This is a genomic window from Pseudomonas sp. Q2-TVG4-2 (assembly GCF_013620795.1).
Taxonomy (GTDB): Bacteria; Pseudomonadota; Gammaproteobacteria; order Pseudomonadales; family Pseudomonadaceae; genus Stutzerimonas.
The window spans coordinates 486,185-501,688 of sequence record NZ_LGLW01000001.1 but is presented as its reverse complement, the minus strand read 5'-3'; the positions used below and the strand labels follow the sequence as shown (position 1 = coordinate 501,688).

General features: G+C 60.4%; 13 protein-coding genes and 1 tRNA gene. 10 read left to right on the top strand and 4 right to left on the bottom strand.

Annotated features, from left to right (window positions below):
• Positions 1-12 precede the first annotated feature (12 nt).
• From H3028_RS02490 to H3028_RS02470, 5 genes are all read left to right on the top strand, one after another.
• On the top strand, positions 13-2,127 hold the full coding sequence (locus H3028_RS02490) for a glycoside hydrolase family 5 protein (RefSeq protein WP_181295457.1): 2,115 nt from the start codon (positions 13-15) through the stop codon (positions 2,125-2,127).
• Between the two features lie 452 nt (positions 2,128-2,579).
• Positions 2,580-3,446 carry an apolipoprotein A1/A4/E family protein gene (locus tag H3028_RS02485; RefSeq protein WP_258237672.1) on the top strand — a complete coding sequence of 289 codons (867 nt, stop codon included), beginning with the start codon at positions 2,580-2,582 and terminating at the stop codon, positions 3,444-3,446.
• Positions 3,443-3,892, top strand: coding sequence for a phage holin family protein (locus tag H3028_RS02480; protein WP_258237671.1), 450 nt, complete (start codon positions 3,443-3,445; stop codon positions 3,890-3,892). Before H3028_RS02485 ends, H3028_RS02480 begins: the two co-directional genes overlap by 4 nt.
• Positions 3,889-4,710 (top strand): DUF3618 domain-containing protein, encoded by an 822-nt coding sequence (locus H3028_RS02475; protein WP_181295456.1) that lies wholly within the window; start codon positions 3,889-3,891, stop codon positions 4,708-4,710. The genes H3028_RS02480 and H3028_RS02475 overlap by 4 nt, the downstream gene beginning before the upstream one ends.
• Before the next feature lie 102 nt (positions 4,711-4,812).
• A tRNA-Thr gene (locus tag H3028_RS02470) sits at positions 4,813-4,888 on the top strand.
• Positions 4,889-4,947: 59 nt separating this feature from the next.
• Here the strand turns inward: H3028_RS02470 and H3028_RS02465 are convergent.
• Positions 4,948-6,189: a polysaccharide pyruvyl transferase family protein gene (locus H3028_RS02465; RefSeq protein ID WP_181295455.1), complete on the bottom strand. Its 1,242-nt coding sequence runs from the start codon at positions 6,187-6,189 to the stop codon at positions 4,948-4,950.
• Positions 6,186-7,418: a polysaccharide biosynthesis C-terminal domain-containing protein gene (locus H3028_RS02460; protein ID WP_258237670.1), complete on the bottom strand. Its 1,233-nt coding sequence runs from the start codon at positions 7,416-7,418 to the stop codon at positions 6,186-6,188. The genes H3028_RS02465 and H3028_RS02460 overlap by 4 nt, the downstream gene beginning before the upstream one ends.
• 430 nt (positions 7,419-7,848) lie before the next feature.
• Here H3028_RS02460 and H3028_RS02455 point away from each other — a divergent pair, with 430 nt between their 5' ends.
• From H3028_RS02455 to H3028_RS02435, 5 genes are all read left to right on the top strand, one after another.
• Entirely contained in the window at positions 7,849-8,724 is an 876-nt protein-coding gene (locus tag H3028_RS02455; protein ID WP_181295453.1) for a YihY/virulence factor BrkB family protein, read from the top strand.
• A 193-nt stretch (positions 8,725-8,917) separates the two neighbouring features.
• On the top strand, positions 8,918-10,033 hold the full coding sequence (locus H3028_RS02450; RefSeq protein ID WP_181295452.1) for a glycosyltransferase family 1 protein: 1,116 nt from the start codon (positions 8,918-8,920) through the stop codon (positions 10,031-10,033).
• Positions 10,026-10,790, top strand: coding sequence for a DUF2334 domain-containing protein (locus tag H3028_RS02445; protein WP_181295451.1), 765 nt, complete (start codon positions 10,026-10,028; stop codon positions 10,788-10,790). The genes H3028_RS02450 and H3028_RS02445 overlap by 8 nt, the downstream gene beginning before the upstream one ends.
• A complete protein-coding gene (locus tag H3028_RS02440; protein WP_181295450.1) occupies positions 10,787-11,779 on the top strand; it encodes a lysylphosphatidylglycerol synthase transmembrane domain-containing protein in 993 nt (330 codons plus the stop codon). The genes H3028_RS02445 and H3028_RS02440 overlap by 4 nt, the downstream gene beginning before the upstream one ends.
• A gap of 114 nt (positions 11,780-11,893) precedes the next feature.
• Positions 11,894-12,085, top strand: a complete 192-nt coding sequence (locus H3028_RS02435; RefSeq protein WP_181295449.1) for a CsbD family protein — start codon at positions 11,894-11,896, stop codon at positions 12,083-12,085.
• 59 nt (positions 12,086-12,144) lie between these two features.
• Here the strand turns inward: H3028_RS02435 and fdxA are convergent, their stop codons facing one another.
• Together fdxA and mutS are read right to left on the bottom strand one after the other, a co-directional pair.
• A complete protein-coding gene (gene fdxA / locus H3028_RS02430) occupies positions 12,145-12,468 on the bottom strand; it encodes a ferredoxin FdxA (RefSeq protein WP_181295448.1) in 324 nt (107 codons plus the stop codon).
• A gap of 129 nt (positions 12,469-12,597) precedes the next feature.
• On the bottom strand, positions 12,598-15,165 hold the full coding sequence (mutS, locus tag H3028_RS02425; protein ID WP_181295961.1) for a DNA mismatch repair protein MutS: 2,568 nt from the start codon (positions 15,163-15,165) through the stop codon (positions 12,598-12,600).
• Between the last annotated feature and the right edge of the window lie 339 nt (positions 15,166-15,504).

The window sequence follows — 15,504 nt, the reverse complement described above, 5'->3', positions numbered from 1 at the left end:
CGGAGAGACTGAATGTCTACCAATGTATTTACTGGTGCCCCCAAGGCACTTGTTCGCTCCATCGCTCTTGCAGCCGTATTCAGTGCTGTCGCTTTTACCGGTGAAGTAGCCGCAGCTATTACAGTGAGCGCGTCTTCCTCGACCGCCTTCACTTCATCGATCAATAAGTTCACCAGCAACGATTTCCTTAATGGTGTTTGGCGTCGGACTGCGGGCTTGTCTGTTCCTGCGAGCTCCGCCGCGATTGCAGCGTTCAAACCAGGCGTGCAGATCAAGTTTGCCGATGGTCAGGTCCGCAAGATCACCCGGGTCTATGTGGTCGGTAAGAACATCAGCATCTACGTTGACGGCGGCTTGCTCGACGGAAGCAAGGTTGGTGCACCGCGTACTATCAGCACTGTGGTCAACTCGGTAGCGGCCCCGGCGGCAACCGCCCCGGCCACGGCTGCACCTAGCAGCACCCACAGCGCCAAGTTGAATAGCTTCACCAGCGCGGATTGGGACAAGGGCATCTATCGCAAGTCGCCCGGTTTCTCGATTCCCGATACCGCGGCTAACAAGGCAGCGTTCGCTGTTGGAGCATCGGTAAAACTGGCTGATGGACAGGTGCGCAAGATCTCCGCCGTCTATGACGCCGGTGCTCACCTTTCGGTCATGATGGGCGGCTCCGCGCTGTCTGCCAGCGCTGTCGGTTACCCGAATTCCGTCAGCGTGGTATCTACCACCGCCGGTACTACCACGCCTCCGGCGGCTGTCGCTCCGGCTCCTGCGCCGACGCCAGCACCAACCGCGCCGAGCACTACTTACACCGCTGGGATGAATAATTTCTCCAGTGGGGATTGGGACAACGGCATCTACCGCAAGGCGGCCGGCTTCTCGATTCCGGATACGGGCGCCAACAAGGCCGCATTTGTTACCGGTGCGTCAGTGAAGCTGGCGGACGGTCAGGTACGCAAGGTCACCGCGGTCTATGACGTGGGCGCCCACCTCTCGGTCATGCTGAGCGGCACAGTGTTGTCTGGCAGCGCCGTCGGTTATCCCAAAACCATTAGCGTTGTGTCCAGCAGCACCGGCACGACTACGCCTCCGGCTACCGTCGCGCCCGCTCCGGCACCGACGCCTGCACCGGCCCCGACTACTCCCGTGGTCAGCGACGGCCGCGGTATCGACCTGGTTGGCGTGAACTTTGGTTCGGGCGTGTTCGACCCTTCGAACGTGCCAGGTATCTACAACAAGGGCTATACCTTCGCCGATGAGTCCTACTACAAGCGTCACAGCGAACTCGGCTTCAAGCTGGTGCGTCTGGGCTTCCTCTGGGAGCGGATCCAGCCCAAGCTGGGTACTGAACTGGATGCAGCAGAACTGGGGCGCATCAAGCAGTCGCTGGATTACGCCCAGAAGCACGGCATCAAGGTCATCCTTGATATGCACAACTACTACCGTTACTACGGCAAGGTGATCAACTCGCCGGAAGTACCACGGGCGCAGTTCGCTGAAACCTGGCGCAAGATCGCTGTTCACCTGTCCAAGCACCCCGCGCTGTATGGCTACGGTCTGATGAACGAGCCGTACAACACCGGCAACAACATGTGGCCGCAAACTGCCCAGGCTGCTGGCCAGGCGATCCGCAAGATCGACCCCGCCAAGTGGATCATGATTGCAGGTGACCGTTACTCCAGCGCCTTCCATTGGCAGAAGTACAACACCCAGCTGATCAACGATCCGTGGATGCGCGATCCGAAGAACAACCTGGTCTATGAAGCGCACCAGTATCTGGACTTCGATTACTCGGGTACCTACACCAAGCGCCCCGAAACCTTCGCTCCGATGCTTGGCGTCGAGCGGGTCAAGCCGTGGGTCGAGTGGCTGAAGAAGAACAAGCTGCGCGGTTACCTAGGCGAACATGGCATTCCGGACTTCTCTCCGTCTGCCGTAGTCGCTACCGACAACCTGCTGGCCTACCTGAACGAGAACTGCATCCCGAGCACCTACTGGGCAGCCGGTCCTCGCTGGGGTGAGAACATCATGTCCCTGGACGTTCGGAGCGGTAAGCACCGTCCCCAGCTGGCGCCGCTGCAGAAGCACGCCGCTGCGAAGAAAACCTGCTCCACCATCGGTCCGCTGTAACACGACCGGTATAAAAGGAAACGGGCCCTCGGGCCCGTTTTTCTTTGCCTTTAATAATGATGCCTGTATGGCATAACGAATGCTGCTCGTCGGCTGCGTTTTCGCTCCTTGACGAGTTGAGTAGATGGCCTTGCCTAATTGCTCGTTAGTTTCATATTGATCAACCGTTTCGCTTGTTATAAATACCGTCTCGCTTAAACCGAACAAGCGCGCGGCTTATAGCTAGATTGAGGCCACTTGCCATTAGCCGACAATCGAGCAAACAAGAGGAGGAAGCAACTTCCATAACTAGGCCGCTCCGCCCAAGGGCGAACCGAAATAATGGAACTCGAAAATATCGCCCCGGTCACCTTATATGTGCGCACCGAAAATTACACAGTTCGCGGTCCACCGCAGTTGCTGTGTTCCTACGGACCGTGGTCTTCCGGCCAAGCCATATAAAGGTGAATCAAATGACTACACCCGACGAAGAAATCACTGGTTACGGTGGCCAACCTAAGACCGGCCCCAACTCAACTTCTACTGCCTCTACGTCCACATCCGGCCAGTCAACGTCCGGTTCAACGGCCGGGCATGCCACCGAAGACGCCAAAGCCAAGGCCCGCCAGGCAGCCGATCAGGTGAAAGCCCAAGGCAAGAGCCACCTCGAAGGCTATCGCGATACTGCCGCCGACGAGCTCGAGAAGGTCGCGCAGAGCGCGAAGGCCGCCGCTCAGGAGCTCGAAGGGCAAGATCGCCTTGGTCTGTCCAATTATGTGTCCACCATGGCGCAAAGCATGGTGCGGCTGTCCGATGACCTTCGCGGCAAGAATGTAGACGAGCTGTTCCAGGACGTGAATCGAATGGCGCGAGACAACCCGGGCCTGTTCATTGCCGGCAGCGTCGCCCTGGGATTCGGGCTGACCCGCTTCGCCCGGGCATCCAGCCAGCGCGCTGCAACGGGCGATTACGGCCGCCATGAGCATTCCAGCAGTCAGTATGGCTCGTCTCAGGACGAGTATCTCTCCGAGCAGGACGAGCTCAACGATCGCCTGGATACGGGCGAGTCCGGAACCATCGGCAGCGTCAGCAATGCCGGCGTTTCCTCCGCGACAAGCACCTCTCGCTCTACTACGTCGACTGCCGGAACGGGCACAGGTGTCGGTAGCGGACTGGGTACGGGATCGGGAACCGGTGTTGGGACCGGCCTGGGTAGCAATACCTCAGGCGCTGGCACCGGATCAGGCAGCAGCGCAGGCTTGGGCTCCACTTCGGGCACTGGCCTCGGTTCCACTTCCAGCCGAGACGGCAAAGGTACTGACGGAGGGCTTTTCCCATGAGCGAAGCACGTAAGACTACAACGACCACAACCACGGCCAGCACGCTGGAACCGGGTACGCGCACCGAGACCGATAGCTCCGTAGGTGGCCTGCTGCGGCAGCTTACCCATGAAGTGCCCTCTCTGGTGACCAAGGAACTGGCCTTGGCAAAAGCGGAACTGAGCGAGTCCATCCGTGCCACCAAGGCCGGCGCCGCGAGCGTCGCTACGGGTGGGGCCGTCTTGCTCGGCGGATTCATCGTCCTGCTGATGTCCGCTGTCTACGGCCTGAGCAACGTCATGGAGCCCTGGCTCGCCGCGCTGATCGTTGGCGGTGTGGTGGTGGTGATCGGTTTGATCATGGTTTCCGCCGGCAAGAAGAAGTTCGAGGCGTCTTCCTTCAAGCCCGAGCGCACCATCCATTCGGTCAACAAGGATAAAGAAGCCGTCAGGGGGCACACATCATGAGCACACGTAATCAGATAGATGCCGAAGCACAGAAGGATCCCGCCGAGTTGGAGCGGGAGATCGATCAACAGCGAGCCGAGATCGGCAATATTGTTCACGCGCTAGAAAACAAGCTGTCCCCAGGCGAACTCATCGATACCGCGCTGGGCTACGTAAAAGGCGGCGGCGGCGAGTTCTTCTCCAACCTGAGCAACACGGTCAAGGCCAACCCGGTGCCGACAGTACTGACCTCAATCGGTCTGCTCTGGATGATGGCGGGGCAAAATCGCCAGCCGCATTCGAACGTGACCACTACCGGCTATGGCGCTGGGTCGACCGGCCCCTCTATGGGAGAAAAGCTCTCCGCCAAGACCGCCGGCCTCAAGCAGCAGGGCGCTGGCATGAAGGACAAGGCCAGCCATATGAGCCACAGCGTTTCCGAGTCGCTCGGCAACGCCCGTACTCGGGCCAGCGATTCCAGGCGCCAGGCATCTGAACGGCTGCGCGGCGGTGCTGACCGAGCTCGTGGCGGCTTCAACCAGTTGCTCCAGGAGCAACCCCTGGCGCTCGGTGCCATTGGTATCGCGCTGGGTGCGTTGCTTGCTGCTTCGGTGCCACCGACACGGCGCGAGGACGAAGCCTTGGGTGAGGCGCGCGACCGCATGAAAGACCGCCTTCGCCACAAGGCCGAGGAGGGCTACCAGAAAGCATCCGCCAAGGGTGAAGAGGTGGCCGCTCAGGTCAAGCAGCAGCATGCCAATAGCGGCGAGACCACTCGTTCGACGACGGGCACCACGAGCACGGCCGGCACAACCGGTTCCACGTCCGCCGGGTTGTAATACGCTGTATGAGGTCGCTTCGGCTCTGACCGAACGCGGCACGTCTTTCGCCGGCGCGGGCTTGAGTCCGTGCCGGCGAAATTTCATAATGCGCCGCTCGACGCCGGTGTAGCTCAGTAGGTAGAGCAGCGCATTCGTAATGCGAAGGTCGGGGGTTCGACTCCTCTCACCGGCACCAATGGCAAACAGAAAGGCCCGCTTCGTTGCGGGCCTTTCTGTTTGCTTCGCGCTATCTGATCAGTTCGCGGGTACGGCTGCGGCCTTTTTGTTTTCGCGGGCAGGGGATTCGCCCCGGGCCGGTGCCTGATCGTAGAGTTCGACCATATGATCGAGGTTCGTACGCACGCGGTTCTTCATGGCTTCGACCACCGCTCGTAATTCGGCTCGCTGGGTGTCGCCGAAAGCATTGAGCAGGTTGGTGCCGATCTGACTGATCTGCGAAACCTCGGCGAACCCGCAGGACTGTTTGGGCACCCAGGTCTCGAGGAAGCTAGATAGTTTCACCACACGCTGCGGCAGCAGCGCTATCTGCGGTACGGCGTATGCCAATGCGGTGATCGCGCCATGCAGACTGGTGCCGCAGTAGAGCTTGCTGGTGGCGATGCAGCGGATGATGTCGTCGATCTTTCCGCTGTCGATGCGGTAGGCGCGCTCGTCCCCCAGCAGGCTGTGCAGCTTGTCCAGCGGGCCGTCGTCTGAATGTCCAGGGGCCTTACCAATTGTCAGCAAGGCGATTTTCAGTCCTGTGGTGACGTTCAGCTCGGTCAGTTGCTGCGCAATGGCTTCGATGCGCCGCTTGGCGTGATGATCAGAGATGTGGAAAACGATATGGCCGGGCTCGGTTGGGTCGACCGGTTGCGGGAAAATGTCCGAAATCAGAATCGCGCTGTCGGGCACCAGGTTGTGTTTGACCCCGAGCTTGTCCAGTTCGGCGGAGGTTTCACGATCGCGAACCGATACATAGGTGCAATCGTTCAGGTTGCGCTTGATCGCCTCGTGGATCAGCGGCTTCTTCCGGCTGATTTCGTTGCCCCCGACGCTGTTGTACATCACCTTGTAGCCCGGCAGGTCCCGCTCACCCAGCACCAGCGGAATGTCTGACGGGATCGAAGTAAACAGTCGGCTCAGGCGGATGAATGCCTTATGGCCAATCAAGTAAGGGCTCGCCTTGATCGGGTAGTAGATGGCTTGTGGGGCGAGGTAGCCGATGATGCTTTCCCATTGCGCGGTCAAACATTCCCCGCCTGCGACGATGAGCATCGTCTTTGGTTGCTGGCGCGTCGCGTCCAGAGCTTTTTTCAGTGGGACGGTCGGCAATGCGCCATAGCTGGATAGATCGGATGTCTTGGTCGCCGCGACCAGTACGGAGAAACGGCCGTCGGCCTCCAGATAACGCTTGAGGACGATTGCGAAGAGCAGATCGCCATAGTTATGCCGGTCATAGGCTCCGTAAGCGATTACGTTTACCCGGTCAGTCATGGCGTCGGACTCCTTTCGATTTGTTTGAACTGGATGTACAGCAGCGCGTTTTTCAATGTCAGCGCCACGGCGGTGGCGAAGCAGGCGCCATTGACGCCATAGCGCGGGATTAGAACGAGATTGAGTGCCACGTTGATGACACAGGCCGCGATGTTGTTATGCAGGTAGCGGCGGTGATTGCCGGTCATGGTCATGAAGATGCCCAGCGGTCCGGCGGCGAGTACGAAGAAATAGCCAACGGCGAGTACCAGCAGGGGATAAACACCTTGCGCCCGGTACTCGGGGCCAAATACGGCCAGGATATATTCACGCAGCAGGCCTATGGCGAGCAGGATCACTAACGCGAGCGCCAGCATGAAGCGAGAATATCTTTTGACGATGGCGAAGGCGCCCGCACGGTCATGCTGGGCCCAGCGTTTGGAGATGTCGGGGGCGATGGTGCCGTTGATGATGAACAGCAAAGTCGTCGAGAGGGCGGCGATCTTGGCCGCAATGTAGTAGATGCTCACTTCGCCAGCCGAACGCAGCACGCCGAGCAGTAGCGTATCGGACAGTTCGATGATGCTGTTCATCACTGCGATGAGCATCAGCGGTACACACAGGATGAGCATCTCGCGCCAGCCAAGCGTGTGCGATGAGTCTGAAGCCGGCAGGCTCGTGTTGGCGCGCCATACCGAGCCGAAAATTGCCAGAGCGTAGCTGACTGCAAAGGCGCCGGCCACGGTGGTCAGGTCGTTGCCGGTCACTGATACCAGCAGCAGCGTCAGGGCGGGCTGAAACGCCGTCTGCCAGAACAGCCCCTCGCTGGTTTTATGCTTGGCTTTCAATGTTTCGCTTGCGATGCTCAACAGTGACAGGCCAAGGGCGGTGGTGCCGAACAGGATGGCGGCATGAGCGAAATGCGCCTGGGTGGTTTTCGAGAAATACACCACGACCAGGCCGATTAGAAAGGCCGGAACGTTCATCAGCGCGGCGAGACCCAGCGCACGGTGGAAATAGCGGCGTTGCTGGCCGTCGCTCAAAGAGGAAATGTTCTTCAGGCACGCAATGTCCAAGCCTAGCCGTGCCACCAGGGACAGGAAAATGCCTAGAGCGACGCAGAAGAACACCGTGCCCGCGAGCTCGGGCACCAGCAGGCGCGCCAGCAGGATATTCAGGCCAAGCGTCGCGGCAGCCCCACTGCCTTTGGTGAGGATGAGCCTGGCGTATCTGAGGAGGTCGGCTTTCATTCTTGGCTGTGGGGCATCCGTTGCGTATCCCATTTCATTTGCTCCTGCGGCCAAAAAAAAACGGCGTAAGCCATGTCTGGCATTCCATGCGGCACATGTGCCGGGACGAGATGGCTCCGTGAGCTAGACCCGCCGCATGCTCCGGTCTTTACGCTGTGTGGTTGCGACTGCCGTCAGCGATGCGCCGAACTGGACTCCATCAAGAGCGCTTAAGCGGCGGAAAGTTCCTTGACGGAAAACGGTGCTCACATGGAATTTGCCCCTCTCCGCCTCGGATGATGAGCCGGCCAAGACACCGCAGACCCCGACCTAGGTGCATGTTCGCTAGCAGCTGTACGAACGACGACCGGGGCGGCGGCGGGCGAACTCTTCCAGAGGTGGGCCGTCCCATTTTCAACGGCTTCAGCTTCATTCTTCGGGGGATAACGCAATGGCATTGCTGGAAACACGGGGTATTGGCAGTTTCGAATTGTTGAAACGCACCTTGAAGGAGTTCAGCAATGACGACATGGCGACCTATGCCTCGGCGTTGGCCTATCGAGCGATCTTTTCGCTGTTTCCCTTTTTGCTGTTTCTAATCGCCATGTTGGGCATGCTCGATCTGCAGGACTTTTTCACCTGGCTTCGCGGGCAGGTGTCGTTGGTCTTGCCGCCCGATGCACTGGAACTGGTCAATCCGGTGATCGACCAGATGCAAGAGCAGAAGAGCGGCCTGCTGTCGGTGGGTATTCTCATTGCGCTGTGGTCCGCCTCTGTCGGTGTTCGCTCGCTGATGAATGCGATGAACAAGGCGTACGATGTGAAAGAAGGCCGCCCGACCTGGAAGCTAATGCTGTTGGCGGTCCTCTATACCATCGGTCTGGCCCTGATTCTGCTTGCGGCAGCGGGCTTGATGGTGACCGGGCCGCAAGTGATGGAATGGCTCGCCGCGCAGGTGGGGTTGAAGGATATCGTGGTGACGCTATGGACCTGGCTGCGTTGGCCAATAGTCGTGATCCTGATGATGCTGGTGGTGGCCTTGCTGTACTACGTTACGCCCGACGTCGAACAGGAGTTTCGCTTCATCACGCCCGGTTCCGTGCTGGCGGTGATCGTCTGGATTGCCGCATCGGTGGGCTTCGGCATCTACGTGCAGAACTTTGGCAACTATGACGCTACCTACGGCAGTATCGGGGCGGTGATCGTGCTGTTGCTCTACTTCTATATCTCCGCTGCGGTACTGCTGTTCGGTGCAGAGATGAATGCGGTCATCGAGCATGCGTCGCTACACGGCAAGGGCGAGGGCGACAAGCGGGTGGATGGTTGATGCCAGCAGCATCGGTTGTCGGCAAGCTGAATGCACCGACGAACAACCGCCTGGGTCGGTGGTCCATTGATTTCATTGCAGAATCTTTCGGGGCGAGGCCCGGCTATGACTCGGCCGGGTCTGGCTGATACAACCCTTGCCAGCATTCGTCCTCCGAAGGCTCTGCATCGAGACCTCACGGAGACGCTCCATCTTGCATATCGCCGACATGACCATGTTTTACGCACCTGCCAGCGGTGGGGTGCGGACCTACCTCGAGGCCAAACACCGCCGGCTGCAACTGTATTCGGGCGTTCGCCACAGCATTCTGGTGCCGGGCGACAGCTATAGCCATCACGCCGGTATCTACCAGATTCCCGCACCTGCGTTGCCGTTCGGCAAGGGCTACCGGTTCCCGGTCCGGCGGGCGCCCTGGCGCAACCAGCTGCGCGCGCTGCGGCCCGACGTGATCGAGGTTGGTGACCCCTACATGACCGCTTGGGCAGCGCTGGATGCTGGACGTCGCCTCGACGTTCCGGTGATAGGGTTCTATCACTCCGATCTGCCGCTGTTGGTCAGTAACCGTATCGGCGGCTGGCTTGGTACCAACATGAACGGGTATGTATCGCGCCTGTATGGCAGCTTCGACCGGGTGCTGGCGCCCAGCCGGGTAATGGCCGAGAAGCTGCAGGAACTGGGCGTTCGTAACGTCTACGTGCAGCCGTTAGGGGTCGATCTGGAAACTTTCCGTCCGGATAGGCGCGATCCGGAAATACGCCGGGAATTGGGGATCGAGGACGACACGCGGCTCATGGTCTTCGCCGGGCGTGGTTCGAGAGAGAAGAACATCGACGTGCTGCTGGAAACTGCCCGACTGCTCGACAAGCCGTATCACTTGCTGTTGGTGGGGTCGGGTATGCCCCATCGGGTGCCGGCCAACGTGTCGGTGATCGATCGTTTCTGCCCTGCATCCGAGGTGGCGCGTTACATGGCCAGCTGTGATGTGCTGTTGCACGCCGGTAATCAGGAAACCTTCGGTCTGGTCGCGCTGGAGGCGATGGCAAGCGGTATTCCGGTGATCGCTGCGCGAGCCGGCGCGCTGCCCGAGCTGGTGCCGTTCCATACTGGGCGCCTGTGCCGACCGCTGGATGCCCAGGCGATGGCACAGACCGTACGCGAGCTGTTCGAAGACGATCCACGCTTGCTGGGCGCTCAGGCGCGTCAGCATGTCGAGGCGCATCACGCCTGGGATGCGGTGGTGGCGGGGCTGCTCGCGCATTATCACGCTGTGCTGGGTACTGCCGACCTGCCGGTCGCCGTGCATGGCTGAGCGGAGCCTGATGCTGGTGCTGCACGACGTGGCGCCGGAAACCTGGCCCGACTATCGACCTTTCGTCCAGGCGGTAGATGCGCTGGGCGATATACCGATTTCCTGGCTGGTAGTACCGGATTTCCACCGGCGCAATCGACTCGAACACCATCCCGAATTCTGCACCATGCTCGACGGCCGGCTGGCACGCGGCGATGAGCTCGTGTTGCACGGCTGTCATCACGCTGACGAAGCACCGACGCCGCGTTCGCCACGAGCCTGGTTCATGCGTCGCATCTTCACCCATGAGGGTGAGTTCTATCCGCTGGATGAGGCTGAATCCACACGCCGCTTGCAGCAGGGCATCGAGTTGTTCGCACGAATGCAATGGCCTCTGCACGGGTTCGTAGCGCCAGCCTGGTTGCTGGGGCCAGGCGCACGGCGAGCATTGGCTAAAACCGGACTGACCTACACCAGCGACCCCCGGCACTTGTACCTACTACCCGATTACACTCCCATCGACGCCCCTGGGCTGGTCTGGAGCGCGCGCAGCGCCTGGCGTCGCGGCATGTCGCGGTTGCTCAGCGAGCAGATGCTCACTCGTCATCGGCAAGCGCCAGTGCTGCGCCTGGGGCTGCATCCGGTCGATATGCGCCACGACTTCTCTCGTCATTATTGGCAGGATCTGTTGACTCGCCTGCTGCAAGACGGGCGGCGTCCAATGACCAAGATCGATTGGCTTAATCGCCATGTATTGAATTCGAGCGCCGCGGCATGAGCGGCCGCTGGTGGTTGCTGTTTGGCGCGCTGCTGGTTGCGGTACTGATTCCGTTGCTGCTGGGTGGGAGCGGTCTCTTCGAGCGGTTGGTGAGTTTTCCGCTGTGGTTGCTGCTCGGTATGCTCGGCATGATCATGCTCGGCTGGTACCTAAACGCGTGGCGTCTGCGTCTGCTGGTAGGTAGGCGCCGGTTGGGGCAAGGCCGGGCGCTGGGCGTCGTCATCGCCACCGAGTTTGCGATCTGCGCCACACCGGGAGGCGCCGGCGGGCCGTTGACGATGATGGCGCTGTTACTGCGCCAGGACGTGACACCAGCCAAGGGCACCGCGACCTTTGCCGTCGAGCAGCTGGCCGATCTGCTGTTCTTCGCTTGCGCGCTGGTGGGCGTGCTGATTTATGCGGTGACTCACTCGCTGAATGCCTATATCGCCAGTCTGCTTGGATTCAGCGCGGCGCTACTGATCGGCCTGATGGTGCTGTTGGCGTTGCTTGGGCGTTTCCATCGGCAGGTGTTTCTGCTCAACGGCTGGCTGGTCGGCCGGTTGGGTATGAAGTCTGCCCGCAAGCGTTATTGGGCTCGAAAGGTGTTGAGCTTCCGCAACGCTCTGCTGGAATGCTTCCGGCTCCCGCGGGCGATCCTCTTGGGGGTATTCATCCTGACCACGCTGCATTGGTTGCTGCGTTACAGCGTGCTGTATCTCACCTTACAGGGGCTGGGTAGTCAGCTCGCCTGGGCCTGGACTTTCATCGTTCAATTGCTGGCCCTGACTGCCGGGCAATTGAGCTTGCTGCCTGGCGGCGCCGGCAGCGCCGAACTGGCATCGGCGGCCTTGCTCACACCGTTGGTGGGCAAATCGACCGCTGCGGCCGCCATCCTCATCTGGCGCTTCGTGACTTATTACTTCTACCTGATCGCTGGCGCGCCGCTGTTCTTGCATCTGGCCGGCCGGCCGCTATTCAATCGTTTGGTGAAGGCGCGCAACGGTTGAGTCTCCAGGCGTTCCATAAGGCCGGTTGCAGGTACCGTTGCTCGGAAAAGCGAAACTATCGAGCCGCCGATCCGGTCCATTGAGCGTAACCCACGAAGCAAAGAGGAACATGCCATGAGCAGTACTGAAGATAAGATGAAGGGCAACCTCAATGAAGCTGCCGGCAAGGCGAAGCAGGGCCTCGGTGAGGCAACCGACAATGAGCGCATGAAGAACGAAGGCCAAGGCCAGGAAATCAAAGGCGATGCGCAGCAAGTGAAGGGTGAAGCCAAGGACACCGTAAAAAAAGGTGTCGATCGCGCCTGACGCACAAGGCTCCATGAAAAATGCCCGCATCAGCGGGCATTTTTTATATCGGTAGCGGACTAGCGCTCCAGGTACTGCAGCTTGTCCTTCACGCCATCCCATTCCTCGGCATCCGGCAGCGAGTCCTTTTTCTCGGTGATATTCGGCCAGACTTCCGCCAGATCAGCGTTCAGCTCGATGTACTCCTGTTGCTCGTCAGGCACTTCATCCTCGGAGAAGATCGCCTGGGCCGGGCACTCCGGCTCGCAGAGTGCGCAGTCGATGCACTCGTCGGGGTGAATGACCAGAAAATTCGGGCCTTCGTAGAAGCAGTCCACCGGGCAGACTTCCACGCAGTCGGTGTATTTGCACTTGATGCAGTTGTCGGTGACGACGAAGGTCATTTCTAGCTATCTCCTCGGGCGTGTCAGGTGGCGTTGCAATGACGCCCCCGTTCGGCAGTTATAGCAGCACCAGGCAATGCCGCGTATATCCAAAAAATGCGCGCGATTCTAGCAGCTTTTTCTTAGCCGTCAGACGCGTGTTTTCAAGTTGTATAGCAGCTCCAGTGCCTGGCGCGGCGTCATATCATCGGGATTGATCCGCCCCAATTCCTCGATCACCGGATGTGGCAGGCTCGCGAACAGGTCGTTCTGCATCGGCGGAGCGGGCTGGCCGGCGGTTATTTTCGGTGTTTCGTGAGGCAAGCTAGTGGTTTCCAGCCGCGACAGATGGTCGCGTGCACGCTGGATAACCTCCCCAGGCACGCCGGCCAACTGTGCCACTGCCAGGCCATAACTCTGGCTCGCTGGGCCCGGCAGGACGTGGTGCAAGAAGACGATGCGCTCGTTGTGCTCGGTGGCCGACAGGTGCACGTTGGCGACCACCGGCTGGCTTTCCGGCAGCACCGTCAGTTCGAAATAGTGCGTCGCGAACAGCGTGAAGGCGCGCAGATGGGCCAGGTGCTCGGCCGCCGCCCAGGCCAGCGACAGCCCGTCGAAGGTGCTGGTGCCGCGGCCAACTTCATCCATCAGCACTAGGCTGCGGTCGCTGGCGTTGTGCAGGATGTTGGCGGTCTCACTCATCTCCACCATGAAGGTCGAGCGACCACCGGCCAGGTCATCCGAGGAGCCGATACGGGTGAATATGCGATCGACCAAAGACAACTCACACGCCTTTGCCGGGACGAAGCTGCCGATCTGCGCCAGCAGTACGATCAGGGCGGTCTGGCGCATGTAGGTGGATTTACCGCCCATGTTCGGGCCAGTGATAACCAGCATGCGAGTATCGTCGTCCAGCCCGAGGTCGTTGGCAACGAAGGGCGTTTGCAGCACCTGCTCGACCACCGGGTGGCGGCCTTGCTCGATCTGCATGCAGGGGTGCTCGACGAAGCGTGGGCGGTTCAGGTCTAGCGTCAGCGCGCGTTCGGCCAGATTGCTCAGCACGTCGAGCTCGGCCAATGCCGCCGCGCTTTCCTGCAGCGGTGCCAGGTGCCCAATGAGCCGCTCGAGCAATTCTTCGTAGAGCTGCTTCTCACGCGCCAAGGCCCGGCTTTTGGCCGACAGCGCCTTGTCTTCGAACTCTTTCAGTTCCGGGGTGATGAAGCGTTCCGCACCCTTGAGCGTCTGGCGGCGGATGTAGTCCGCCGGCGCGGATTCGGCCTGCTTGCTCGGCAGCTCAATAAAGTAGCCATGCACGCGGTTGTAGCCGACCTTGAGGTTGGCCAGGCCTGTGCGGGCTTTTTCGCGGGTCTCCAGGTCCATCAAGTACTGGCCGGCGTTTTCAGACAGCGATTGCAGCTCGTCCAGTTCAGCGTCATAGCCAGTTTTCAGCACGCCGCCTTCGCGGATCACCGCCGGCGGATTGTCGATGATGGCCTTGGCCAGCAACGCAGCGAGCTCGGGATAGGTGCGGATGGTATTCGCCAGCTCGATCAGATGCGGCGCCACCAGTTCCTGCATACCGTCTTGTAGTTGGGGCAGGGCGGCGAGCGCATCACGCAGTCGTGCCAGGTCGCGTGGGCGGGCGTTGCGCAGACCGATCCGAGCGAGGATGCGTTCGAGGTCACCGATCTCCTTGAGTTGCGGCTGGATCTGCTCGAAGCGGTAATGCTCAAGCAGGCAGGTGATCGAGTCCTGACGGGCTTCGAGCACGCCGCGGTCGCGCAACGGGCGGTTCAGCCAGCGGCTGAGCAGGCGGCTGCCCATGGCGGTCTGGCAGCGATCCACAACCGATTGCAGGGTGTTTTCGCGACCGCCGCCGAGGTTGATGTCCAGTTCCAGGTTGCGTCGGGTCGCACCGTCGAGAATCACGGTGTCGTCAAGGCGCTCATGGCGCAGGCTGCGTAAATGGTGCAGGGCAGTACGCTGGGTTTCCTTGGCATAAGTCAGCAGGCAACCGGCGGCGCCAATGGCCAGGGTCAGTTTTTCGCAACCGAAACCCTTCAGATCCTGGGTGCCGAACTGTTGGCAGAGACCCTTGAATGCGCTGTCGCGATCGAAATCCCAGGGCGCGCGACGCCGTACGCCACGACGCTTCTCAAGCGGGAGATTGGCGGGCCAGTCGTCCGGAATCATCAGTTCGGCGGGGTTCAAACGCTCCACCTCGGCCAGCAGGGTTTCCCAGCCACCGAATTCCTGCACGCTGAAACGGCCACTGGTAATGTCCAGCACCGATAGGCCGAACAGCTTTTCGTCGCCCACCACAGCGGCCAGCAGGTTGTCGCGATGCTCGTCGAGCAGGGCTTCGTCACTGACCGTACCAGGCGTGATGATGCGCACCACCTGGCGCTCCACCGGGCCTTTGCTAGTCGCCGGATCGCCGATCTGCTCGCAGATGACCACCGACTCGCCGAGCTTGACAAGCCGACTGAGATAACCTTCAGCGGAGTGGAACGGGATCCCGGCCATGGGGATCGCATTGCCACCGGATTGGCCGCGGGCGGTCAGGGTGATGTCCAGCAGCTTCGCGGCTTTCTTGGCGTCTTCGTAGAACAGCTCGTAGAAATCGCCCATGCGGTAGAACATCAGTTGGTCAGGATGCTCGCGCTTGAGCTTCCAGTACTGTTGCATCATCGGCGTGTGTTTCGATAAATCTGAAATATCTAGGCTCATCAGTAACTTAGGGCTATTCGACTGTTTCGGTGGGGCGGAGAGCCGGAGCGTGGCATTGTCTATCTGGTGCGGCTCGGTGGAGCAGAATCGCCGGACGAGTAACGGATCCCGCTGAAAGCCCACAAGGTTAACACGCGGCTGCACTGCTCAGCAGGCGGGCGCGCTTGGTAGGCGGACCGGCTTCGCACCCGGTTCGGGTCGGCTTTCTCTGGGCTGCCAGGAGTGATGGCACGCGAGACGAGCGCCTTGACAAACGAGCCGATGCCGCCGATAACCTTTGGCTAGAAAAGAGCCGAACCAGTCGCCCAATGGTGACTCGGCGTCTTT